Annotated in this window: 23 protein-coding genes and 2 pseudogenes; 21 read left to right on the top strand and 4 right to left on the bottom strand. The window is 46.3% G+C overall.

From position 1 onward, the window contains the following. Window positions 1-66 precede the first annotated feature (66 nt). Window positions 67-1518 (bottom strand): PTS system trehalose-specific EIIBC component, encoded by a 1452-nt coding sequence (gene treP / locus ACTTK7_RS00265; protein ID WP_462864891.1) that lies wholly within the window; start codon window positions 1516-1518, stop codon window positions 67-69. 164 nt (window positions 1519-1682) lie between these two features. Between treP and ACTTK7_RS00260 the strand changes: the two genes are divergently transcribed. Further along, the gene (locus ACTTK7_RS00260; protein ID WP_462864890.1) at window positions 1683-2609 is read left to right on the top strand and encodes an alpha/beta hydrolase family protein; all 927 of its coding nucleotides are present in this window, start codon (window positions 1683-1685) and stop codon (window positions 2607-2609) included. 76 nt (window positions 2610-2685) lie between these two features. On the opposite strand, the gene mreBH is transcribed toward ACTTK7_RS00260, so the two are convergent. Both mreBH and ACTTK7_RS00250 read right to left on the bottom strand, forming a co-directional pair. Continuing rightward, entirely contained in the window at window positions 2686-3690 is a 1005-nt protein-coding gene (gene mreBH, locus ACTTK7_RS00255) for a rod-share determining protein MreBH (protein WP_462864888.1), read from the bottom strand. 132 nt (window positions 3691-3822) lie between these two features. Beyond that, entirely contained in the window at window positions 3823-4818 is a 996-nt protein-coding gene (locus tag ACTTK7_RS00250) for a lipoate--protein ligase (protein WP_462864887.1), read from the bottom strand. A gap of 305 nt (window positions 4819-5123) precedes the next feature. Between ACTTK7_RS00250 and ACTTK7_RS00245 the strand changes: the two genes are divergently transcribed. The 14 genes and pseudogenes from ACTTK7_RS00245 to ACTTK7_RS00180 all read left to right on the top strand — a co-directional run bounded on the left by ACTTK7_RS00245 (window position 5124) and on the right by ACTTK7_RS00180 (window position 17509). After that, a complete protein-coding gene (locus ACTTK7_RS00245; protein WP_462864886.1) occupies window positions 5124-5831 on the top strand; it encodes a phosphoadenylyl-sulfate reductase in 708 nt (235 codons plus the stop codon). A gap of 29 nt (window positions 5832-5860) precedes the next feature. Further along, window positions 5861-7009, top strand: a complete 1149-nt coding sequence (gene sat / locus ACTTK7_RS00240; RefSeq protein WP_462864884.1) for a sulfate adenylyltransferase — start codon at window positions 5861-5863, stop codon at window positions 7007-7009. A gap of 17 nt (window positions 7010-7026) precedes the next feature. Then, window positions 7027-7638 carry an adenylyl-sulfate kinase gene (gene cysC, locus ACTTK7_RS00235; RefSeq protein ID WP_462864883.1) on the top strand — a complete coding sequence of 204 codons (612 nt, stop codon included), beginning with the start codon at window positions 7027-7029 and terminating at the stop codon, window positions 7636-7638. 76 nt (window positions 7639-7714) lie between these two features. Continuing rightward, window positions 7715-9172 (top strand): uroporphyrinogen-III C-methyltransferase, encoded by a 1458-nt coding sequence (cobA, locus tag ACTTK7_RS00230; RefSeq protein ID WP_462864881.1) that lies wholly within the window; start codon window positions 7715-7717, stop codon window positions 9170-9172. Between the two features lie 12 nt (window positions 9173-9184). Beyond that, window positions 9185-9937: a sirohydrochlorin chelatase gene (locus ACTTK7_RS00225; protein WP_462864880.1), complete on the top strand. Its 753-nt coding sequence runs from the start codon at window positions 9185-9187 to the stop codon at window positions 9935-9937. Beyond that, complete coding sequence (locus ACTTK7_RS00220) at window positions 9930-10385, top strand: precorrin-2 dehydrogenase/sirohydrochlorin ferrochelatase family protein (RefSeq protein ID WP_462864878.1); 456 nt, start codon at window positions 9930-9932, stop codon at window positions 10383-10385. Before ACTTK7_RS00225 ends, ACTTK7_RS00220 begins: the two co-directional genes overlap by 8 nt. A gap of 76 nt (window positions 10386-10461) precedes the next feature. Continuing rightward, window positions 10462-11221, top strand: a pseudogene (locus tag ACTTK7_RS00215) (aldo/keto reductase). 116 nt (window positions 11222-11337) lie between these two features. Then, complete coding sequence (locus ACTTK7_RS00210; RefSeq protein WP_462864876.1) at window positions 11338-12087, top strand: TspO/MBR family protein; 750 nt, start codon at window positions 11338-11340, stop codon at window positions 12085-12087. Between the two features lie 174 nt (window positions 12088-12261). Then, window positions 12262-13572 (top strand): lysine N(6)-hydroxylase/L-ornithine N(5)-oxygenase family protein, encoded by a 1311-nt coding sequence (locus ACTTK7_RS00205; RefSeq protein ID WP_462864875.1) that lies wholly within the window; start codon window positions 12262-12264, stop codon window positions 13570-13572. 57 nt (window positions 13573-13629) lie between these two features. After that, complete coding sequence (locus ACTTK7_RS00200) at window positions 13630-14220, top strand: ribonuclease H1 domain-containing protein (protein ID WP_462864873.1); 591 nt, start codon at window positions 13630-13632, stop codon at window positions 14218-14220. Window positions 14221-14236: 16 nt separating this feature from the next. After that, complete coding sequence (locus tag ACTTK7_RS00195; RefSeq protein ID WP_462864872.1) at window positions 14237-15253, top strand: LLM class flavin-dependent oxidoreductase; 1017 nt, start codon at window positions 14237-14239, stop codon at window positions 15251-15253. Window positions 15254-15317: 64 nt separating this feature from the next. Continuing rightward, complete coding sequence (locus ACTTK7_RS00190; protein WP_462864870.1) at window positions 15318-15833, top strand: type 1 glutamine amidotransferase domain-containing protein; 516 nt, start codon at window positions 15318-15320, stop codon at window positions 15831-15833. Between the two features lie 140 nt (window positions 15834-15973). Further along, window positions 15974-16955: pseudogene (msrB, locus tag ACTTK7_RS00185) on the top strand (peptide-methionine (R)-S-oxide reductase MsrB). 104 nt (window positions 16956-17059) lie between these two features. Beyond that, a complete protein-coding gene (locus tag ACTTK7_RS00180) occupies window positions 17060-17509 on the top strand; it encodes a ferritin-like domain-containing protein (RefSeq protein ID WP_079474327.1) in 450 nt (149 codons plus the stop codon). Between the two features lie 149 nt (window positions 17510-17658). On the opposite strand, the gene ACTTK7_RS00175 is transcribed toward ACTTK7_RS00180, so the two are convergent. Further along, window positions 17659-17820 carry an FbpB family small basic protein gene (locus tag ACTTK7_RS00175; protein ID WP_462864868.1) on the bottom strand — a complete coding sequence of 54 codons (162 nt, stop codon included), beginning with the start codon at window positions 17818-17820 and terminating at the stop codon, window positions 17659-17661. A gap of 217 nt (window positions 17821-18037) precedes the next feature. Between ACTTK7_RS00175 and ACTTK7_RS00170 the strand changes: the two genes are divergently transcribed. The 6 genes from ACTTK7_RS00170 to ACTTK7_RS00145 all read left to right on the top strand — a co-directional run bounded on the left by ACTTK7_RS00170 (window position 18038) and on the right by ACTTK7_RS00145 (window position 22192). Further along, complete coding sequence (locus tag ACTTK7_RS00170) at window positions 18038-18466, top strand: hypothetical protein (RefSeq protein ID WP_462864867.1); 429 nt, start codon at window positions 18038-18040, stop codon at window positions 18464-18466. A gap of 150 nt (window positions 18467-18616) precedes the next feature. After that, window positions 18617-19417, top strand: a complete 801-nt coding sequence (locus ACTTK7_RS00165) for a VLRF1 family aeRF1-type release factor (RefSeq protein ID WP_462864865.1) — start codon at window positions 18617-18619, stop codon at window positions 19415-19417. Window positions 19418-19599: 182 nt separating this feature from the next. Next, the gene (locus tag ACTTK7_RS00160) at window positions 19600-19986 is read left to right on the top strand and encodes an OsmC family protein (RefSeq protein ID WP_462864864.1); all 387 of its coding nucleotides are present in this window, start codon (window positions 19600-19602) and stop codon (window positions 19984-19986) included. Window positions 19987-20025: 39 nt separating this feature from the next. Beyond that, window positions 20026-21399 carry an MATE family efflux transporter gene (locus ACTTK7_RS00155; RefSeq protein WP_462864863.1) on the top strand — a complete coding sequence of 458 codons (1374 nt, stop codon included), beginning with the start codon at window positions 20026-20028 and terminating at the stop codon, window positions 21397-21399. Next, complete coding sequence (locus tag ACTTK7_RS00150) at window positions 21396-21587, top strand: SE1561 family protein (RefSeq protein ID WP_462864862.1); 192 nt, start codon at window positions 21396-21398, stop codon at window positions 21585-21587. Before ACTTK7_RS00155 ends, ACTTK7_RS00150 begins: the two co-directional genes overlap by 4 nt. Then, window positions 21587-22192, top strand: coding sequence for a histidine phosphatase family protein (locus ACTTK7_RS00145; RefSeq protein ID WP_462864861.1), 606 nt, complete (start codon window positions 21587-21589; stop codon window positions 22190-22192). Before ACTTK7_RS00150 ends, ACTTK7_RS00145 begins: the two co-directional genes overlap by 1 nt. The last annotated feature ends 8 nt before the right edge of the window (window positions 22193-22200 follow it).

The following is a 22200-nucleotide window of genomic DNA, read 5'->3' as shown; positions in this document are numbered from 1 at the left end:
TCGCATATATGATGTATGGAGCAAAGGCGCCTGCCAAGTGGACCAGCAGACGCCTGAATTCATTAGTTAAACTTCTACTTTGCGAATACGCCCATAGAGATAGGTTAATACAATCGGGAGGATAATGACAATCAGCATTCCGATAAAGAACGCTCCCCAGTCCGGTGGACGGATGGAAAAGATGCCGGGAATACCGCCGACGCCGACAGCAAAGGCCAGCACGTTATTAATACTGATAAATGTCGCTGCGATGGCAGAGCTGATGAGCGCACAGAAGAACGGGAACCGGTACTGCAGGTTGACCCCGAATAATGCCGGCTCGGTGACGCCAAGATACGCTGAGAGACCGGCGGAGCCTGCAAGCCCACGCATGTTCTGATCTCTCCAGGCCAAAATCATCATACCGACAGCAGCAGAGCCCTGGGCGATGTTGGAAAGAGCGAGAATCGGCCATAAGAAGGTGCCGTCCGTTGAAGCTGTAAGCTGCAGGTCCACCGCAAGGAATGTATGGTGGAGCCCGGTAATAACAAGCGGTGCATAAAGGAGACCGTAAAGCAGGCCGCCAAGCCATGCGTATTGATCAAAGGTCCACAGGAAGAAGTCGGTAATCGCGTTCCCAAGACCGAAGGTAACCGGTCCGATAATAATAAAGGTAAAAAATCCGGTAACAAGCAGAGCAATCGGTGCAACCAGCAGCACCTGGATGGAATCCGCAATCCGTTTCCGGAGGAACATTTCAATTTGCGCTAAAACATAAGAAGCTACAAGCACTGGAAGCACCTGGCCCTGATAGCCGACCTGTTCAACGTTCCAGCCAAATAAATCCCAGGTTGGGACTTCGTTGTTTGCACTAGCATCACCATAAGCATACGCGCTTAAAAGCTCCGGGTGAACGAAAATTAACCCGAGTACAATACCGAGAAGGGGACTGCCTCCAAACCGTCTGACTGCCGACCACCCTATTAGAACAGGCAGAAAATTAAATGAAGCGTTTGCAATGATGAAAATAATTTCAGAAAAACTGGTCCACTGCGGATATACTTCGATGATAGCTTCATCGAAAAATATGCCGGGGCCGGTTAACAGGTTGTTTAGACCAAGCAGCAGCCCTGCGGTGATAATGGCAGGAAGAATCGGAATGAAAATGTCAGCGAGCAGGCGAATAAAACGCTGAAACCCATTCTGTTTTTTTCCGGATTTCTGTTTTTCGCTGGTACCGCTTTCAGAATCTTCGTCTCCTGCACGGCCGCCGCTTTCCTCGGAACGACCTGTGACGCTCATCAGCTCTTTATACACTTTGTCTACAGTGCCCTGGCCGATGACCACCTGGTACTGGCCTCCGGAAGCAAAAGCTCCACGTACAAGATCGAGGTTTGTGAGCTTTTCTTTATCTACCTTTTCTTCGTCGTACAAAACAAATCGCAGCCTTGTCACGCAGTGGGTGACTGTTTCTATGTTTTCGTTGCCTCCCACAGCTTCTACAATCGTTTCCACGGCTTCCTTTGTAATTTTTGCCATTTTGGTTCCCCCTTAAATGAATGCATTTGAAAACGATACCAATTTATAAATTTACTTTAACTTGTATATACAAATTAGTCAATATAATTATCAAGGTGAAAAAGGTTTTTATTAAACGAAAAATAGGAATACTAATAAAAAACCCTTTAATGGAGCGTGAAAGCATGGAACAGCTGATAACACTTGAGCAAACAGAAACGTTATACGGAACGCTCACCGTGCCGGACAATGGCTATGAAAAAGTCCCTGGTGTGCTGATAATTGGGGGAAGCGGTCCTGTAGACCGCGATGGAAACGCCCCGGGGATGAAATTAAACATTTATAACCAGCTGGCTGCCTGGCTTGAAAAGCAGGGCGTAGCGGCACTGCGTTATGATAAGAGGGGCACAGGGAGCAGTGAAGGGGATTTTCTTGAAACGGGGCTGCAGGATTTAATCGAAGATGCTGCTGCTGCGGTGCGTCTTTTGAAGATGATCCCTGAAATTGACGAAGAGAGAATTTTCATTCTCGGTCACAGCGAAGGCGGGGCTATTGCTCCAAAGGTGGCTGAAAAAGAAAAGATACAGGGGCTGATGGCACTCGCATCGTCGCCTAAGCCGCTGTTTGATATTCTACTCGAACAGGGAGAATCGGTAGAAAGGGAAATAAGTGAGGGGAGAGGGATCTTTTACCGTGTGCTGAAGACGGGAAAAGTAAACAAGCGGATGATCAAAAAGCAGCATAAAGTGCTCAAGGAGCTGCTTGATGAAGAGGCTTCAAAAAAATATAAAAAAGTAAACGTAAAATGGTTTCAGGAGCACGCTGACTATGACCCGCGGGAGGCCTTTCACCGCATGCGCATTCCCGTGATTGCTGTCAATGGCGGCAAGGATGCCCAGGTGAAAGCAGAAGACGTCAGTGCAATTGCCCAGCACACAAGCGGTCCGGTGGAGGCTTACGTAGTCGAAGAGATGAATCATATTCTCAGGCACCAGCCGGAAGAGTTCTCGATTATGAAAACACAGCGGAGGTACTTAAAGCAGCAGAACGACAACCTGTCTCATGAACTGCTGGACCACCTGCATCCTTGGCTGCAAAAACAGATACATTAGTAAGCATTGGAAAAATTAATGTTGGATATAAAAAATCGCCCACAGGCATAAAAACCTGTGGGCGATTTTTTGTTTGTTACATAGAAGCTTTCTGCAGACTGTTGATCATTGCCAGCGATTTACCGGTGCCGATCGCGACAGCTTCAAGAGGTGATGAGGCAAGGTGAACCGGTACTACAATCTGGCGGCTCAGCCAGTCCTGAAGATCGTTCAGGAGCGCTCCCCCGCCGGTAAGGACAATGCCCTGGTCGACGATATCGCCGCTCAGTTCAGGTGGACACTGCTCGAGAGTAACGCGGATGGTTTCGAGAATCTGATCAAGGGTTTCCGTGATAGCCCGGTGAATTTCCGGTGATTCCAGGGTAATGGTTTTCGGCAGTCCATTCACAAGGTCTCTGCCCCGGATTTCCATTGTACGCACTTCACCGTCCGGAATAGCGGAACCGATCTCCATTTTAATGTTTTCAGCTGTACGTTCACCGATCAGCATATTGTATTCCTTGCGAACATGCTGCGTAATACTCTCATCCATATGATCCCCGCCGCGCCGGATCGCCCGGGAGGAAACAATGCCGCCGTAGGAAATAATGCCAACCTCTGTTGTACCTCCACCAATATCAACGATGACGTTCGCTTTAGGTTCATCTACAGGCAGCTCTGCACCGAGCGCCGCTGCAATTGGTTCTTCAATTAAAGAAACGGATTTAGCCCCGCAGCCAAGCACTGCATCACGGATGGCCCGGCGTTCTACAGAAGTGGAATCGCAGGGGGTGCACACTACGACCTTCGGCTTGCGGAGAGTAAAGCCTGCTTCTTTTTGGATTTTTTTCATGATATGTGAAAGCATTGCGGACGTAACATCATAATCTGCAATAACGCCTTCTTTCATCGGACGAGTCGCGATAATATTGGCCGGAGTTTTTCCAACCATTTCTTTTGCTTCCGTACCCACAGCGTAGACTTCTTTCGTGTCAATATGAAGTGCTACAACGGAAGGCTCGTTAAGAATAATGCCTTTTTCTTTCGTGTAAACGAGAATATTCGCGGTTCCTAGATCAATACCAATTTCTGTTAATGCCATTTTATTTACTCACCTTTTCCGGGTTATTAGTCTTTAGTATTTCATTGTAGAGGAGTAGGGATACTTAAATAAGGGTCTAAGGTCACGTAAAAAATGAGTAATTTCCCATTTTTACGAAAAGATTCAGCTGAATTAATAAATTAAGTCCACGACCTCATCAATGGAAATAGCTCCAAAATACGTATAAAGGTCAAACTGCGATAATGTTTTGTAGATGGCATCGCGTTCGTACTTCGTACCCTGAAGTGCTTGCTGAAGATCCTCTACGTTCCCGGTACCGAAAAAGTCACCGTATATTTTCGTTTCCTGAATCACGCCTTTTTTGACGTTGAAGCGGATGTCAAGCATGCCGGCATCGAATTTTTTGCTGCGGTGAATATCAAAAGCCGGGGATTTGCCGTAGTTCCAGTCCCAGTTGCTGTACCGTTCCTCAGATATCTTATGAATTTCCCTCCAGTCCTCATCGGTCAGGCGATACTGCTCGATGTCTTCGTCGCTTCCAAAAATGTAGCGAAGAATAAGCTGTTTGAAGGCTTCTACAGACAATGGTTCATCCAAAAACTCATTGATATTTCCTACACGGCTCCGAATGGACTTGATCCCTTTCGAGCGGATTTTTTCATCTTTGACATTCAGCGCAGCTACGACGTTTTCAATTTCTGAATCGAGCATCAGGGTGCCGTGGCTGAACATTCTTCCTTTTGTGGCAAACTGGGCATTACCGGAAATTTTTTTTCCGTTCGCCTGTAAATCATTGCGCCCCGACATTTCGGCCGGAACCCCTATATTATTTAAAGCATCGACGATCGGCTGAGTGAATTTTTGGAAATTTTGAAAGCTGTTGCCGTCGTCTTTAGTTAAAAAGCTGAAATTCAAATTGCCTAAATCATGATAGACTGCCCCGCCGCCGGAAAGGCGCCGTACCACCTGAATATTGTGCTGCTCCACATAATCGGTGTTGATTTCTTCAATTGTATTTTGATTTTTCCCAATAATAATGGAAGGGTTATTTACATAAAAGAGTAAATACATTTCGTCCTTGTCCAGATCCATGTTTTTTAAAGCAAATTCTTCAATGGCTAAATTGATTCTTGGGTCATTAATGCCTTCATTATCAATAAATTTCATTCGTAGCCTCCTAAAAATTATGCGTTGAACCGACGCTGCTTTTAAAAGTAAGATCCTTTTACATTATGCCATAAATACTGATGTGAAAGCTAATGCTAACAGAAAATAGAGTGCAGGGTAGAATTCCTACATGGATAATCCCTAGTTAAACGATTTGTATTGTTGACTTTGCAAAACGTAGCCACTAAAATATACTGTAAGCTAATAAACCTGATAAACTTACTGAGGATTTCTAAGACTTTAAAATAAGATTTTCATTTTTTATAGAAACAGGTACAATATTAAAGTGAAAGGGATGGAAGCGCATGATAGTATATGATTCCCTGCAGACAAATGAATTGGAGCAAGTGAATAACGAAGTGCTGGAAGGAAAAAGTGCGCTTGAAGTTATCCGCTGGGCCTACGGCGAATACGGCGATGATTTAGTATATGCATGCAGCTTCGGAGCTGAAGGAATCGTATTGATCGATTTAATCAGCCAGGTGAAACCAGATGCAACCATCGCTTTTCTTGACACCCAGTTTCATTTTAAAGAAACGTATGATGTAATTGATGCAGTTCGTGATAAGTATCCGGAGTTAAATATTAAAATGCTGAAGCCGGAGCTTTCGCCTAAACAACAGGCAGCCCAGGAAGGCGATAGACTCTGGGAAACAGATCCGGACCGCTGCTGCAGCATTCGGAAGCTGCAGCCCCTCGAAAATGAATTGAGCCAGTACGGCGCCTGGATGTCCGGCCTGCGCAGGTCGCAGTCACTTACGCGTCGCAACACGCAGTTTGTAAACGAAGATAAGCGGTTTGAATCGATTAAAATCTGTCCTCTGATCCACTGGACGTGGGATGATATCTGGGCCTATATCGAAGACAACAGCCTTCCTTACAACGAACTGCACGAGCAGAATTATCCAAGTATCGGCTGTGTACAGTGCACTGCGAAAGTGCTCGAAGGCGAAGACCTCCGCAGCGGACGCTGGACAGGAAGCGGAAAAACAGAATGCGGCCTGCACCGCTGATGAATTAAGATGAAGAAGGGACGATGATCATGGCTTTAAGCACACCACACGGTGGAAAATTAGTAAATCGTAAGGATTTGAACAAAGACGTTTCATCCATTCAAAAACAAATTGAGCTTGATGAGGTCGCTTTATCCGACCTTGAGCTGCTTTCAAACGGAGCGTTCAGTCCGCTCGAAGGCTTCATGAGCGAAGAGGACTACAACTCAGTGGTTTCTTCGATGCGCCTTGCGGATGGCACGGTCTGGAGCATTCCGATTACCCTGCCGGTCACGAAGGAAAAAGCGGAGGAGCTTAAGGCAGGAGAGGAAGCCCGTCTGGTTTGTGACGGAGAAACGTACGGTACGATTGAACTTGAAGGCTTCTATGCTCCGGATAAGAAGCGGGAAGCAAGAGAAGTATACCGCACCGAAGAAGAAGCCCACCCCGGCGTAAAGAAAATGTACGACCGTCCGGACACGTATGCTTCCGGAAAAATTACGCTTGTAAAAGAAATCAGCCATGAACAGTTTGAAAACTATTATCTGGACCCGGAAGAAACGCGCAGCGCGTTTGAAAGCCGGGGCTGGAATACCGTGGTCGGTTTTCAGACGAGAAACCCTGTCCACCGGGCGCATGAATATATTCAAAAAGCAGCGCTTGAAACCGTGGACGGCCTGTTTTTAAACCCGCTAGTCGGAGCAACAAAATCAGATGATATTCCTGCCGATGTGCGTATGGAAAGCTATGAAACCATTCTTGATGAATATTACCCTGAGAACCGGACGTTTTTAGCCGTATTTCCTGCTGCTATGCGCTACGCCGGGCCGAGGGAAGCAATATTTCATGCCATGGTCCGGAAAAATTACGGCTGCACTCACTTTATTGTCGGCCGTGACCATGCTGGTGTCGGTGACTATTACGGCACGTATGACGCCCAGGAAATTTTCTCCGAGTTTACGTTTGAGGAACTTGGCATTCAGCTGCGCTTCTTTGAGCATTCCTTCTACTGCCTGAAATGTGAAAACATGGCAACAGCGAAAACGTGCCCGCACGACAAAGCGGACCATGTCATTCTTTCCGGTACGAAGGTGCGCGCCATGCTGACCAATGGCGAGATGCCTCCAAAAGAGTTCAGCCGTCCGGAGGTCGTGGAAGTATTAATCCGCGGCATGCAGCGCCAGACTTCCAATTCATAAACGACAGGAGGAAAACGATGGGGTCTAAATCCACCGATATCGTCTGGCATGATGCCTCGGTATCCAAAGAAGAACGTCAGGAAAAAAATAAGCATCAAAGCTTTGTGCTATGGTTTACCGGTCTTTCCGGATCCGGTAAATCCACGCTTGCAAACGCCGTTTCCCGGAAGCTTTTTGAACGGGGCAGCCATACTTACGTGCTCGACGGAGATAACGTACGCCACGGCCTGAATAAGGACCTTGGCTTTTCTCCGGAGGACCGGACAGAAAACATCCGCCGTATCGGAGAAGTGGCAAAGCTGTTCGTTGACAGCGGCCAGATTGTCAGTACTGCTTTTATTTCCCCGTACCGCGAGGACCGCCATCAGGTGCGTGAACTGCTCCCGGATGGAGAATTTATCGAAGTATACGTAGAGGCGAGCCTCGAAGCGTGTGAAGAGCGGGACCCGAAAGGCTTGTATAAAAAAGCCCGCTCCGGAGAAATTCCTTCCTTTACCGGGATCAACGCTCCCTATGAAGAACCGGAAAGCCCGGAGCTCACGGTAAATACGGAAGAAAAATCCATTGAAGAATCCGCCCAGGAAGTGGTGGACGCTTTAGTGAACTGGAATTACATCGAAGAACAATAAAGAAAGATACGTAGAGGACGCGGGCTGTTAAGCCGTGTCCTTTTTTACCATTTAATAAAGAGAAAGGAGAGGTTGGGTGGCAGCTGGAAAAGTGTATTTAGTAGGAGCAGGGCCCGGAAATGAAGGTCTTCTTACCGTGCGCGGAGCAGAGTGTATCCGGCAGGCGGACGTCATCTTTTATGACAGGCTGGTCAACCCGCTTCTTCTGGAACAGGCCCCGATTGAAGCGGAACGTATATACTGTGGAAAACTGCCGCAAAAGCATATTCTGCGGCAGGAAGTGATTCAGGAAATGATGGTGGAAAAAAGCCGGGAGGGAAAACGGGTAGTGCGTCTTAAAGGCGGTGACCCTGGTGTGTTTGGAAGAGTCGGGGAAGAAGCAGCCGTGATGGAGGAAAACGGTATCGAGTACGAAATCGTGCCGGGTATCACCTCCGGTATAGCTGCCCCGCTTTATGCCGGAGTACCTGTAACCCACCGCGATTATTCGGGAAGCTTTGCAGCGATTACGGCCCATACGAAAAAGGAAACTGGAGAGCCGGATCTGGACTGGGAGCCGCTTGCCAAAAGCATTGATACGGTCGCTTTTTACATGGGGGTCAAAAATCTGCCTTTTATTACGAAGCGGCTCATAGAAGCGGGAAAGCCCAAGGATACGGCCGTAATGGTAGTCGAGTGGGGCACATATTCAAAGCAGCGGACGGTTAAGGGCACACTGGCAGATATCAATGATATTGTACAGAAGCATGCGATTGAAAATCCTTCGATCACGCTGGTCGGCAACGTCGTAAAGGCTGGGCCTGTCTCGACCTGGTTTGAAGAGCTTCCATTGTTTGGCCGCTACATATGGCATGTGCGGACAACACCGGGTGCAGGCAGGTGGAGCAGCGAATGGAAAAGTCAGGGGGCGGAGGTGTATGAAGGGCCGGTATGGGAAGAAACACTGCCGGAGCTTATCCACTTACAAAAGGATCTTCCCTATGATGAAATTGTATTTGAAACAGCCAGTGATGTTGAAGCGTTTGTGTCTCAGTTAAAGAACTGGCGTCTGGACCTGAGACAGGTAACCTGCCTTCTTACAGCTGCGACCCGCCGGGCAGAAGAAAAATGGAAGGACTACGGAGTTCTTCCCGAATTTCGTCCCAAAGAGCAGCGGGGAGATGCAGAAGGCGTTCATATTATTGGAAGTGAAGAATGGCTAAACGAAATCGGTCACGAGGGCAGCAGTGACATAGGACATGTGTTAAAAAGTGCCGTGTCTTCAGATCATACACTTGAGCGGCTGCTGATGGATGACTCCATCAATACAGTGATTTTCCCATGCAGAAAAGCTGTCACGACTGCGGTGGAAAAAATCAACCATCTGTATAATGAAGACGCTGGACGATGGTGGTCACAAAAAACGGTGGTATGCATTGGCGAACGCACGAAGGAACAAGCTGAAAAACACGGAATCCATGTGGATACGACAGCAGGGGCTTCAGCACAGGCAGTGACCGCCTCAATTCAAAAATGCTTCAGCCCTATTCTTTAAGGAGGAACCATAATGAAAGCTATTTTGTTTGTTGGACACGGAACGAGAGTCCCTGAAGGTAATGAACAGGTAAAAGCTTTTACAAAAAAAGCAGGAGCCGCTTTTCCGGAATACGAGCAAAAGACCTGCTTTCTGGAGTTGGCAGAGCCGGATATCGTCACAAGTGCTGTGGATTGCATTGAAAATGGCGCTGATACCCTGGCTGTTGTGCCGGTGCTTTTGCTGTCAGCCGGTCATATCAAAAAGGATATCCCGGAAGAGCTCGAAAAAGTACAGCAAATGCATCCTGAAGTAACTATTCAGTACGGAGACCCTTTTGGTGTTCATGATCGTATTAACGATCTTCTTCTGGACCGTCTTCGTGTAAAGGGCTGGGTTCCGGAGGAGGAAGCAGTCATCCTGTTTGTAGGAAGAGGAGCGAAGGATCCCGGAGCCATCGAAGACTTTTACCGTATTGCCGGGGAGCTTGAGAAGCATACCGGTCGCTCGAGGGTGGAAACAGCTTTTCTCGCCGCTGCGGAGCCGGGCTTTCAGGAGAAAATGAAGGAGCTGGCTGAAGGAAGACGACCTGTGTATGTTCTACCTTATTTAATGTTTGTCGGCCTGCTCATCAAAGAAATGGACGAAGCAGCAGCCCATTATAATCAAGCTAAACCCGGGCATTTTACAAGGTGCGACTTTTTAGGCTTTGACGAGCGGCTGCTCCCTGTGCTTGAATCCCGGGTCGCTGAAACACTTGAGAAAGACGCAGGCATTCATGTCTGACTTTCTTCTTCCGTTAGCTGTAAATATGAAGAGTAAGGAGGCCGTAATCATTGGCGGCGGCAGCGTGGCAGAGCGTAAAGCCGGTAAGCTTTTAAAGGCAGAGGCTCTCGTTACAGTTGTGGCACCGGAGCTTTCTGGAGGGCTGAAAAAGCTTTGGGAAGAAAATAAGGTGGACTGGAAACAGAAAATGGGCAGGCCGGAGGATTTGGAGAACGCGTGGCTGATTGTCTCCGCCTCCGGGGATAAATCAGCCCAGCAAATGATTGCGAGGCATAAGCATCCCTGGCAGCTGGTAAACGGTGCCGATAACCCTTCCATCGGCAATGTAGCTTTTCCAGCTTCGTTTATGGAGGACGGGGTGCAGATCTCTATTTCAAGCGGCAGTAATAAGCCGGTAAGCGTGAAGGAATGGAAGCATTATCTCCAGCGCCTTGTAAAAAAACGGTGAATACCGCAGGTGTAATTTAAGAAACAGCGGGTATACAGTAATAGTCATAGCATTTATAGAAAGAAGGTATGCAAAAATGGATTATGTAACTTTAAACAATCAACTGCAAATGCCTCAGCTTGGCTTCGGTGTTTTTCAGGTAAGTGATGATGAAGCTGAACGGGCCGTTACCCACGCACTGAACTCGGGCTATCGTTCGATCGATACGGCAATGATCTACAAAAATGAAGAAGGAGTCGGCCGCGCGATTAAAGCGAGTGGGATTCCAAGAGAAGAGCTCTTTATTACAACAAAGGTATGGAACTCTGATCACGGCTACGAAAACACACTAAAGGCATTTGACGCCAGCAAATGACGATTACGTAGAAACGTACCAGGCGCTTGAAAAGCTGCATGAAGACGGCAAAGTAAAAGCCATCGGCGTAAGTAACTTTGAGGTGGAGCATCTGGAAAGAATTCTAAATGAATGCACAGTGACGCCGGTATTAAACCAGGTGGAATGTCATCCTTATCTGGCACAGAATGAATTAAAGGATTACTGCAAAAGGAAAAACATTTATGTAGAAGCGTGGAGCCCTATCATGCAGGGCGGAGAAGTGCTTGGTGATGAACACATTCAAAGCATCGCAGAGAAGCACGGAAAAAATCCGGCCCAGGTCGTTCTGCGCTGGCACCTGCAAAACGATACGATCATCATTCCAAAATCAGTAACGCCAGAACGCATTGAAAGCAACATCGATGTGTTTGACTTTGCGCTTGAGGATGAAGATATGGCGACTATTAATCGTCTGGATAAAGGTGCACGTAAAGGGCCAAGACCGGTAGAAATCAACTAAAAAGAAACTCAAAAATCCTCCGGCTATTTTTGACCGGAGGATTTTTTAAAATGAACATAAAATATATAAGCAGCTGAAAAAGCTGCGCCAGGTCTTTTAATCAAAGGTGGTTGTTTATGTTTTCCATTCCTTCTATGAAGCTTAAGCTCCTGAATGCTTTCGCACTGACGGTAGTCATTGCTGTCAACGGGCTCGCGAACGCCCTGCCGTTAAACGGCCAGACTACCGGCAGCATCTCGGACAGCCTCAATGTACTATTCACCCCTGCAGGCTATGTTTTTTCGATATGGGGCGTCATTTATCTGCTGATGATTTTGTGGGTGCTGCGTGCTTTTTTCGCAAAGCCGACGGAGGAGCATATATATGCAGGCATCGGTTATACATTTATCCTGTCCTGTATATTCAACGTACTGTGGCTGTTCTTATTTCATTATGAAATATTTTACGGGACGATGGCGGCTATTCTGGGGCTGTGGTTCAGCCTGGGCGTTATCTATATGAAAATTAAAACAAGTCCCCGCCGCGGGCTTCTGCTGGTGCCAATCAGTGTATACTTTGGCTGGGTTACGGTCGCTTCCATTACAAACATCGGTGTTGTACTCACGGCGAACGGCGTGCGCGGATGGATCATCGATGGCAGCTGGTGGACTGCTCTTGCGATTGCCGCAGCTTCTGCTGCCGTGGTTTTGTTTTATAGAAAAACGAGCGACGTTTTATATACGCTCGTGTTTGTATGGGCTTTTGCCGGTATTTTTGTACAGCGCTGGCAGGAAGTGAATCTGGTGGCATGGACAGCTGCTGTGGCTGCATTGTTTCTGTTTGTGCAGCTGTTTTTCCGTCCTAAAGGGAAATTCACTTATTTGTAATCATATTGGGTGATTAACATTAAAAAAGGAAGGGAAAACAGAACTTGATTACAAAGTTGGAAATTCGTATAGAGTCAAAGGTTTCCGGCAGCCTTTCAATACGGAATGGAAGTCCAGCGGAATTGCTGGACTTTTTGATTGAAGCCGGAAGTACTTAATTTAGAGGTGATCAGGTTGGAAAACAAACTTTATGATATAGCAGGAATCGGGCTTGGGCCGTTTAATCTTGGCATGGCCGCCCTGCTTGAACCAGTGGACGATATTGAAGCCGTGTTCTTAGATGAAAAGGATGAATTTGCCTGGCATCCGGGAATGCTGCTCGAAGGCACAGTGCTGAATTCTTCATTTCTTGCTGATTTAGTGACTTTTGCCGATCCGACGAGCCGTTTCACGCTGTTAAACTATTTACACAAGCATAACCGCATGTTTCAGTTCTTTTTTAATAAGCAGCTGAAGGTGCCAAGAAGAGAATACGACTCCTACGGAAAGTGGGTGGCTGCCCAGCTTCCGTACTGCCTTTTTGGGCAGCGGGTGCTTGAGGTTGCTGACAGCAGCTGGGACGGGGTGGCCTGCTACAAAATTACGACGGAAAATACTGGCAGCGGGGAAAAGGAATATTTTTATACGAAAAACGTGGCGGTAGGCACAGGAGCAGCACCGATGCTTCCTCCTAATATTGAAAGGCAGCAGAGTGATGATATTTATCATGCGGCCGATTATTCTTTTCGCAAAGAGGAGCTGAAGAGTGGAGACGAAGTCACCGTGGTCGGCTCCGGCCAGAGTGCAGCAGAGATTTTCCATGACCTCCTGCAGGACCAGAAGCATTTTCATTATAAGCTCAACTGGTTTACCCGGTCTCCTCAGTTTTTCCAGGCTGAGGACGCCAAGGTCGCCCGCGAGATTTTTTCCACGGATTTTGTCGAATATTTTCGTTCACTTGATATTAAAACAAGGCTTGAAACACTGCCGGAGCTTGATCATGCGAGAAAGGGCATTGAGCAGCCTACGCTTGAAAAAATATACGATCTTCTTTATCATCGTTCTATCGAACGTGAAGATCCAAATGTAGTGCTCCAGGCTGCCACCGAGCTGTCGGATATTCAGTCGGTGGAGGGGGGCTATCAGTTGAAGCTCCGCCAATGGCAGCAGGATAAAACGTTCCGGTGTTTTTCGGATAAAGTCGTGCTTGCCACCGGCTTCCAGCCGAGCGTCCCGGAGTGGATTCAGAAATACGGGGAGCTTGTGGAAAAGGAAGACGCGGACCATTATATGATTGATGATTATTACCGTCTTCAGTTCAGGGACGGGCGTGATAATCATATATATATGCTCACAAATATCGATCATTCACACGGCACAGCTGCGACGAATTTATCTTTATCCGTTGTAAGAAATCAAACAATCATTAATGATTTGTGCGGCTTTGAGCGTTATCCGGTGCAGAAGGATACGGTATTCCAGCGCTTTTCAGCAAAAGAAGAATAAGAAATTGGACGTCTCTGCTGGTTGGGAGACGTTCTTTTTTCCCGGGGAGAGAGACAAATGGCTAAAAAGAAATGGTATGTAGTATGGAAAGGAAAAAAGCCTGGGATTTACAGCACCTGGGCTGAATGTGAAAAGCAGGTCAAGGGGTTCAAAGGAGCGAAATTTAAGTCGTTTCCATCATATGAAGAAGCAGAGGCAGCTTTTAACGGCTCCGAAGGAAAACCCGAAACTGAAAATAGCAGCTACATAATGGAAAGTATTTCCGTAGACGCCGGCTCCCACGGCAACCCGGGGCCGGTAGAATACCGGGGCGTCTATACGAAAACGGAAGAAATTGTGTTTGCCCATCCCGGGTTTAAAAAAGGCACAAACAATATGGCGGAATTTCTCGGGATCGTGCACGCGCTCCGGTACTTAAAAGAAAAGGAGAGCGGAATGCCCGTATATTCGGACTCGGCAACAGCCATTGGCTGGGTTGAAAAGAAAAAAGCGAATTCGACGCTTGTTGAAGATGCGGACAGCCAGGAAATCTGGGAAGAGATCCGGCAGGCAGAGAAATGGCTGAAGGAGCATACGTGGAAGAACCCAATTTATAAATGGGATACAAATAACTGGGGAGAAATTAAAGCGGATTATCAGCGCAAGTAAAGAAAGAAGGGAAACCGTGAAACTGAGTATACTCGATCAATCCATCATACCCTACGGAGAAACACCGGAAAACACATTCGCCTGGACCGGGGAATACGCCCGAATCGCTGAAGAACTCGGCTACCACCGGTTCTGGGTCTCTGAGCATCACGGCACGAAGCATATAGCCGGGAGCGCTCCGGAAGTATTAATTGCTCATCTGGCTGCATGCACAAAACGTATAAAAGTTGGCTCCGGTGCAGTACTGCTTCCTCATTACAGTGCCTTTAAAATAGCAGAGGTATTTGAAGTGCTGGCTTCGCTTTACAGAGATCGCATTGATCTGGGTCTGGGCAGGGCCCCGGGAGCCATGCCAAACATTACAAGGGCGCTTCACGAAGGAGGGTCAAGAAATGCAGCGAGGTATCCTGAACAGCTGAAAGAGCTGCTCACTTTTTTGTCCCCGGAAGGCAATAAATACGAAGGGCTGTATGACTACGCGTCCGTAACTCCCCGGGCCCAGGTGAAGCCGACAGTCTGGATTCTAGGCTCAAGCCGGGACAGTGCTAAAACAGCGGCAGAAAACGGCCTGCCGTTTTGCTTCGCTCATTTTATTAATCCGGATGAAGGCTTTCAGGCAGCTGATTATTATCATGAGCATTTTCAGCCGTCTGGCGTCTGTCCGACTCCTTATTTTATGCTGGCGGTCTCGGCGCTCGCGGCAGAGTCCGAACAGCAGGCGGAAGAATGGAGGGCGGTAAGTGATTATGTTTCTTCGGTGACGGCTAAGGGGCTCGGGCTGCTCGGTATACCCTCGTATGAGATGATCAAGGACGTTACGTACATGGATGAAGAAAAAGACATGTTTCAAAAAAACCGGTATCATAACGCGGTGGGAACGATAGACCAGGTGGAGGAAAAGCTCAAATGGCTTGAAAAAGCTTACGGTGCTGAAGAAATTATGACTGCAGGCATCACTCCGTCATTTGAAGAGAAGGCTGCCTCAATGCGGCGGATTGCCGACCGGTTTAAAATAAACAGCCACCAGGTTTAGAATGAGCTGGGACTTGGGTAAACTTAATTGTGTGACCAAAGATTATATCCAGGAAAGGTGATGTATGATGAGTAAAATAGCCGTAGTCCTTACAGATCTTTTTGAGGATGTGGAATTCACAGACCCGAAAGAAGCATTCGAAAAAGAAGGTCATGAACTGACCGTAATCGAAAATGAAAAAGGCAAAACAGTTACCGGTAAACAGGGAGAAGCGAAGGTAACCGTTGACGCTTCTATTGAAGATGTGAAGCCGGAAGATTTTGATGCACTTTTTATTCCGGGAGGATTTTCTCCGGATCAACTTCGCGGCGACCAGCGTTTCGTAGATTTTGCCAAATACTTTATGGATAATGACAAGCCGGTGTTTGCGATCTGCCACGGTCCGCAGCTGCTTATTACAGCAAAAGCACTGGAAGGCCGTAACGCCACAGGATTCAAATCCATTCAGACGGATATGGAGTATGCTAAGGCCAAGCTTCATAACGAAGAAGTAGTGGTATGCAACAACCTGGTTACAAGCCGTGAGCCGGATGATATCCCGGCCTTTAACCGTGAATCGTTGAAACAACTAGCAAAATAAGATCGAAAGGCCGGCTGGAAAGCTGGCCTTTTCTTAATTGAATGAGATTAGCAAAAGAAGGTTCAGAGCGAGCATATAAGCAGGAAATCGTATGAAGAAATGTTATAATTAGCAGTACATGAGAGATTGGGGTGAATAACATGGCAGAAGAACAAAACAAGAAGTTTGCCACCTTTGCCGGAGGGTGTTTCTGGTGTATGGTAGGCCCCTTTGAACAGGAAGAAGGTGTCTACGACATTATGTCGGGATATACCGGCGGGCATACAGAAAACCCGACGTACCAGGAAGTGTGTTCAGAAACTACCGGTCATGTAGAAGCTATCCAAATGAAATATGACCCATCGGTGGTATCCTATGCACGGCTGCTTGAAATATTTTGGCGCCAGATTGACCCTACGGACCCGGGTGGTCAGTTTAATGACCGCGGGGAATCATATACGACAAATATTTTTTATCATGATGAAGAACAGCACCGGCTTGCAGAAGCTTCCAAACATGAGCTTGATAAGAACGGTCCGTTTGAAAAGCCGGTGGTAACGAGAATCAGGGAAGCCGGGGTGTTTTATCCGGCCGAGGAATATCATCAGGATTATCATCACAAAAACCGTTTTCACTATATGATGTACCGGAAGGGCTCCGGCCGCGAAGGATTTATAAACAATTACTGGAGTGAGCAGAATGAGCACCAATAAAAAATACAGTAAAGAAGAACTAAAGCAGCGTTTAACCCCGACGCAATACGAAGTAACTCAAAATGACGCCACTGAGCGCCCGTTTGAAAATGAATACTGGAACCATAAAGAGGAAGGCCTGTATGTAGACGTGGTCTCCGGAGAACCTTTGTTCAGTTCAAAGGATAAATTTGATTCCAACTGTGGATGGCCGAGCTTTACCATGCCTTTAAAGGAAAGTGAAATTAAAGAAAACTTTGATGATTCTTTAGGAATGAGAAGAACAGAAGTCCGCAGCGATGAAGCAGATTCCCACCTTGGGCACGTATTTCCGGATGGCCCTGAACCAACAGGCTTACGGTATTGTATCAATTCGGCTGCTCTTAAATTTATCCCGGTCAATGAGCTTGAAGAGCAGGGTTACAGTGAATATCTGTACCTGTTCAAATAAAAAAGAGGTTTTTTCAGCCTGAAAAAGGGTAAAATATACTTTGGAAGGTTACAACTATGAGAAAACATCAATTGCACTAAACAGACGACAGGAGGAATTTATTCATGGAACGCGTAAGAGAAAACGATCCTAAAGTACAGGAATTAATCGATGGACTTAACGTCGACTTAGCACACGAATATGCAGCAGCTATTATGTATACAAACTACGCAGCTGTGGTTTCCGGCATTCACACACCTATGCTCAGACCATTGTTTGAAGATGAAATCGGTGACGAGCAGGGCCACGCTCAATACATTGCTTCCAAAATTCGTACGCTTGGCGGCACGCCGACTACAAAACCTGCTGATATTAAGCAGACGTTCCAGGTTCGCGAAATGCTTGAAGCTGCCCGTGATTCTGAAGCAGACACAATTGAGCGCTATACTAAACGCGCCCAGCAGGCAGAAGAGCTGAACATGATCGAGCTTCAAAACAAACTTGAAGACCTCATTTCTGATGAGACCGGTCATAAAGAAGAAATTGAACGCATTCTTGAAGGTTCCGATCTGTAAAATAGAGTAAAAAAGCCGCCGGGAGGCGGTTTTTTTATTATTTAAAGATAAAATCCGGATTAATTTAACAGAAAATTAAAAAATTAATAGGAGAACATGTATAAGTTTGGCATGGAAATCTGCGGATGGCTGCCATCCCTGCAGTTCTATTAGTTAGCTCGTTTTTTAGTACCCGGGCGCACATAAACTTCTTTGGATTTCTTATCATCAAGCCGGCGCTCTATGGAATCAAGTGCCTGCTTATTGCCTTTGAGTTCATTTTTATTTGCTTCCATTAAGTCTTCAAATGAAAGTCTCTGTGGTTTTCTCATGCGAACATCTTCCCTTCTTTCTGTTATACTCCTGCTGACAATTAGTTTACCCTATATTACTCGTTTGACAAACCATAAAATTATGAAAATGTGATAAAAAAACATAATAGCTTTCAGGCAGGTAGATTTTTTTTGATAAGATAAAGTAAAAAAGAATAAATTCATGTAAAATGTGGTATAGGTAATAATATATGCAAAGTCGAAAGGATGGATAGTGATGGCAGAGGAAAATGGAAACACAGCACTCAAAATTGGTTTAATTCTTGGAGGAGTCGTCTCCGTTATTGTTTTACTCAGTACACGTAAAACCCGTTCCCCTATTGTAGAAGGAACAAAACAAACAGCTTCTACATTGAACAGCACCTCGCAATTTCTTTCAGAGAACAGGGAATCGGTTATTTCTACATTAAGAGAAACATCAAATTATTATTCTGAGCTCCTCCAGTCGGCAAGCACAGATATCCAGGAAATCGTCAACCGGGTGAACAGCCTGAAAGAAACACTGATGAAAGCAAAAACAACGACTCTGGAAACTACCGGCGAATTAAAAGAATTAAAAGAAGAAAGCACAGCTATTGAAAGCAGTTCTTCAAACAGCGGCTCAGGCCAGCTGCAGAGTGCTGAAAATACCCAGTCCTCTTCATAATAAAAGGCAGGTTCTTTCATTTGAACCTGCTTTTTTTATTGGTTTGAAAATATTAATGCATTTGACGTTTACCGTTCCGTTTCGAAGGAAATACACTTTGTAGAATGGTAATTGAATAGTAAACACAGTCACGGAAAGGGGCAACAGACAATGGGAATTACGAACAACTTGAAACAGCTGAAAAATAAAGAGGACGAATATGGTTTTGTTTCCTTTTATTTGAACACAGATATTGGTGAAGGCGGACAGCCGAGCGAAGAATGGAAGATTAAATACAAAAAGGCTGTTAACGGTTTGAAGCAGTATGCAGATAAGAGCGAAACGAAAGATGAAAAAAATGCGATTAAAAAAATCACCGATGATATCGAAAAATACATTGAAGATCACCGCGACGAATTACAAAAAAGCATTATCATTTTCGCTTCCGGTGACGGATCGACCTGGGAATCGGACATTTTCCAGGTGCCGGTGGAAACAGAAGTTATGTGGGAACCAACACCGCAGACCGAGCAGCTGGAAAAGCTCGAGAAAACTTTCCCGCCAACTGCAATTCTTCTTACGAACAAACAGGACGTTTATCTGATCGATACTTCCATGGGTGTAATCCGCGAAGAAATGCAGTTCCACTGGGATGTGGACAGCGAGGACTGGCAGGAATACAAAGGTACAGCATCGGCTGACCGTACTGCTGCAGGGTCGACCCAGGTGGATAAAGTCCAAAAGCGTTTTGAAGAAAACCGCCACCGCTGGTACAAGAGCCTGGCGCCTGTCATCAACAAACAGATGAAAAACCGTGGTTTGGATACAGCATATATTATCGGTGATAAAGAGTATGCCAAGGATCTCGAAGATAATATGGGTGAAAGAGTAAAAGAAGTTATTAATAAAAACTTGATCTCTACGCCAACGCATGAAATCTTAAACGAAATTTATCCTGAAAACGTACGCTAAACAGTACGACTGCAGCAGCTGCTATCATTATAGCAGCTGCTTTTTTCATGAACGGAACAGCTCCAGGCTTCCGGATAACTGCACACAACCCCTGAGTTTTTGATATAATACCTTTTGTTTGGAGATAGGCTTATATTTAGATAAGATACAACACGAAGGATACTATTGAAGAGGTGAATAGAATGAAGTTTTCGATGACTGACGGAGGATTTCAAACAAAAACAGACTACGGAGAGCTGTCTGTATCCGGGGAGGAGGAGTATGGCTTCCGCCCTTTTCAGCTGATGACTTCTTCAATTGCTGTTTGCAGCGGAGGAGTGCTGCGTAAAATAATGAATAAAAGACACCAGACCGTGCATGATATCCAAATTGAGGCAGATGTGGAGCGGGATGAAAAGCAGGCAAATAAAATAACTGCTGTTCATCTGCACTTTATAGTAAAAGCGGAAAACGTAACAGAAGCCCAAATGGAAAAGAACATGGAGTGGACGAAGAAAAACTGTTCGATGGTTCAGTCAGTAAAAGACAGCATTGCGATTACAGAAACATTCGAACTTCTTTCCAGCTAGCAGTGCGGAAGGTCTTGGAAGAGAATTGGAGAGAAAAGTATGGCAAATGCCGGACGTAACCAGCTAGACTTCACGGAAGGCAGTATCATGAAGAAAATGGTGATATTCGCCTTTCCGATTTTTATTGGGAATCTGCTTCAAAGCTCTTATCAAATCGTGGACAGCCTGTGGGTAGGTAATTTAATCGGCGCGAGCGCCCTGGGTGCGGTTTCCCTGGCTGCCACGATTTTATTTTCTGTGCTTTCCTTTATTATAGGAATTAATAGCGCAACATTAACCGTGCTCTCCCAGAGGGTGGGGGCGGATGATGATGAAGGCCTGAAGCGTTCCCTGAATGCTTTTGTCTCCGTTTTAGGGACGCTTGCAATTATTCTCGGAACGATAGGTTTTTTTGCAGCTCCAACCGTTTTGACGTGGATGGGGACGCCGCCGGACGTCCTGGAAAGTGCAGTCATATACTTACGCATTAACTTTATCGGCATTGTCTTTTTATTTGGCTACAATTTTATAGGTACTGTTCTGCGTGCTGTTGGCGACAGTAAAACCCCGCTTCGCTTTATAATGATGGCTGTCGGGCTGAATATCTTTCTTGATCCGCTGTTTATTTCAGTCTTTGATATGGGCATTCAGGGAGCGGCAATTGCGACGGTTATTTCCCAGGGAAGCGCGTTTGTATTCGGAGTCGTCTATATGATTCTCGTGAAGGGGCTTCCGTTTGCTGTGCCAAGCATTCCCGAAAAAGCAGAATTTCAGCGTATTATGAAACTCGGTCTGCCGGCGGGACTGTCGATGATGGCTATTTCCGGCGGGCAGCTGGCGATTATGACGGTGGTAACGTCGTTTGGCTCTGTGGTACTTTCCGGATACGGGACAGCTCAGCGGCTGGACAGCCTGATTATGCTTCCGGCAACAACGCTTGGCTCTGCCATTACAAGTATGGCCGGACAGAATATTGGAGCGAACCGCTGGGACCGTATCAGCTCGATTGCGAAAAATGCGTTAATTTTAATTTTAATTGTATCGATCACGATGAGCACCGCTGTCTTTTTACTGGCTGAATTTTTGATGGGGTTGTTTGTAAATGATGAAGCTACCATTCAATACGGTAAAACGTATCTGCAGATTGTCGCTTTCTTTTATCCGTTTTTGGGGATAAATTTCGTGCTGAATGGTATTGTACGCAGCTCTGGGGCAATGATCCAGGTGCTTGCCCTGAATATTATTTCTTTCTGGGTGCTTCGTTTTCCGCTTGCCTGGTTCTTTTCCGAAAGAATAGGGGAAAACGGGATTGCGCTCGGCATAGGCCTCAGCTTCGTGGTCAGCGCTGTAATTGCGGTCAGCTATTATGTTTTTGGCGGCTGGAACCGTATTGATATATTTAAAGAAGAAAAGAAAAAAGGAGGAACGTCATGAGCACCCCAGTACACGACAAGAATCAGCAGCTTCAGTATATAAAACAGCGTCTGCATCTGCTTTCGACAATGGTGGATAACATTGATCCTGAAGAAGGCTCCGAATCGGAAATGAAGAGACTTGAAGAAATGGTGGAGCAGCTGCGGATTAAATGCCGTCAGTTTCAGCCGGATTGGAAGGATGAGTAATGCCTGACGTTTATTTTATCCGGCACGGGGAATCGGAAGGTAATTATGCCCAGGTGCTTCAGGGCTCAATGGATTACCCATTAACTCCGCGGGGCAGGAAACAGGCAGAAGCGCTGGGCAGCTACTTTCGCGAGGTTCAGTTTGACGCCGTAATTGCAAGTGACTTAATGAGAGCATCTGACACTGCAGCAGCACTGGCTGATCTTCAGAAGGTGGACATCTCCACCGATGAGCGGCTGCGCGAAGTACATCTGGGCGTGCTTGAAGGAAAGGCAAGAGACGTGATTCAAAACGAATTCCCAGATCTTATCGGAAGGGATCTTTTAACCGCTGAAGTGGAAGGGGCAGAAACAAAAAATGATCTGACCGAGCGGTGTGCATGGCTGTATTATAAGCTGACCGAGGAATGGAAGGATAAAGACCAGATTGCTGTCGTTTCGCATGGAGGATTTATTACGATCTTCTTTATGTATTTACTGGCCAAAGACAACTGGGTGTCGCTCCAGCGTTCCATGCGTATCGACAATACAGGAGTATCCCGGATTCACTTTCGAAAAGACCGTGCTTCTATTCAATATATCAACCGAATTACACATCTGGAATAACAGAAAGC

This window comes from Marinococcus tarijensis (genome assembly GCF_054971385.1).
Note: the sequence above shows the minus strand (reverse complement) of the source record. Positions and strands in the feature narration are given on the sequence as shown.

Excerpts from the sequence above, each read along its gene's own strand:
- treP (WP_462864891.1), bottom strand. The coding sequence starts at position 1,518 with ATGGCAAAAATTACAAAGGAAGCCGTGGAAACGATTGTAGAAGCTGTG.
- ACTTK7_RS00260 (WP_462864890.1), top strand. The coding sequence starts at position 1,683 with ATGGAACAGCTGATAACACTTGAGCAAACAGAAACGTTATACGGAACG.
- mreBH (WP_462864888.1), bottom strand. The coding sequence starts at position 3,690 with ATGGCATTAACAGAAATTGGTATTGATCTAGGAACCGCGAATATTCTC.
- ACTTK7_RS00250 (WP_462864887.1), bottom strand. The coding sequence starts at position 4,818 with ATGAAATTTATTGATAATGAAGGCATTAATGACCCAAGAATCAATTTA.
- ACTTK7_RS00245 (WP_462864886.1), top strand. The coding sequence starts at position 5,124 with ATGATAGTATATGATTCCCTGCAGACAAATGAATTGGAGCAAGTGAAT.
- sat (WP_462864884.1), top strand. The coding sequence starts at position 5,861 with ATGGCTTTAAGCACACCACACGGTGGAAAATTAGTAAATCGTAAGGAT.
- cysC (WP_462864883.1), top strand. The coding sequence starts at position 7,027 with ATGGGGTCTAAATCCACCGATATCGTCTGGCATGATGCCTCGGTATCC.
- ACTTK7_RS00225 (WP_462864880.1), top strand. The coding sequence starts at position 9,185 with ATGAAAGCTATTTTGTTTGTTGGACACGGAACGAGAGTCCCTGAAGGT.
- ACTTK7_RS00220 (WP_462864878.1), top strand. The coding sequence starts at position 9,930 with ATGTCTGACTTTCTTCTTCCGTTAGCTGTAAATATGAAGAGTAAGGAG.
- ACTTK7_RS00210 (WP_462864876.1), top strand. The coding sequence starts at position 11,338 with ATGTTTTCCATTCCTTCTATGAAGCTTAAGCTCCTGAATGCTTTCGCA.
- ACTTK7_RS00200 (WP_462864873.1), top strand. The coding sequence starts at position 13,630 with ATGGCTAAAAAGAAATGGTATGTAGTATGGAAAGGAAAAAAGCCTGGG.
- ACTTK7_RS00190 (WP_462864870.1), top strand. The coding sequence starts at position 15,318 with ATGATGAGTAAAATAGCCGTAGTCCTTACAGATCTTTTTGAGGATGTG.
- ACTTK7_RS00180 (WP_079474327.1), top strand. The coding sequence starts at position 17,060 with ATGGAACGCGTAAGAGAAAACGATCCTAAAGTACAGGAATTAATCGAT.
- ACTTK7_RS00175 (WP_462864868.1), bottom strand. The coding sequence starts at position 17,820 with ATGAGAAAACCACAGAGACTTTCATTTGAAGACTTAATGGAAGCAAAT.
- ACTTK7_RS00170 (WP_462864867.1), top strand. The coding sequence starts at position 18,038 with ATGGCAGAGGAAAATGGAAACACAGCACTCAAAATTGGTTTAATTCTT.
- ACTTK7_RS00165 (WP_462864865.1), top strand. The coding sequence starts at position 18,617 with ATGGGAATTACGAACAACTTGAAACAGCTGAAAAATAAAGAGGACGAA.
- ACTTK7_RS00160 (WP_462864864.1), top strand. The coding sequence starts at position 19,600 with ATGAAGTTTTCGATGACTGACGGAGGATTTCAAACAAAAACAGACTAC.
- ACTTK7_RS00155 (WP_462864863.1), top strand. The coding sequence starts at position 20,026 with ATGGCAAATGCCGGACGTAACCAGCTAGACTTCACGGAAGGCAGTATC.
- ACTTK7_RS00150 (WP_462864862.1), top strand. The coding sequence starts at position 21,396 with ATGAGCACCCCAGTACACGACAAGAATCAGCAGCTTCAGTATATAAAA.
- ACTTK7_RS00145 (WP_462864861.1), top strand. The coding sequence starts at position 21,587 with ATGCCTGACGTTTATTTTATCCGGCACGGGGAATCGGAAGGTAATTAT.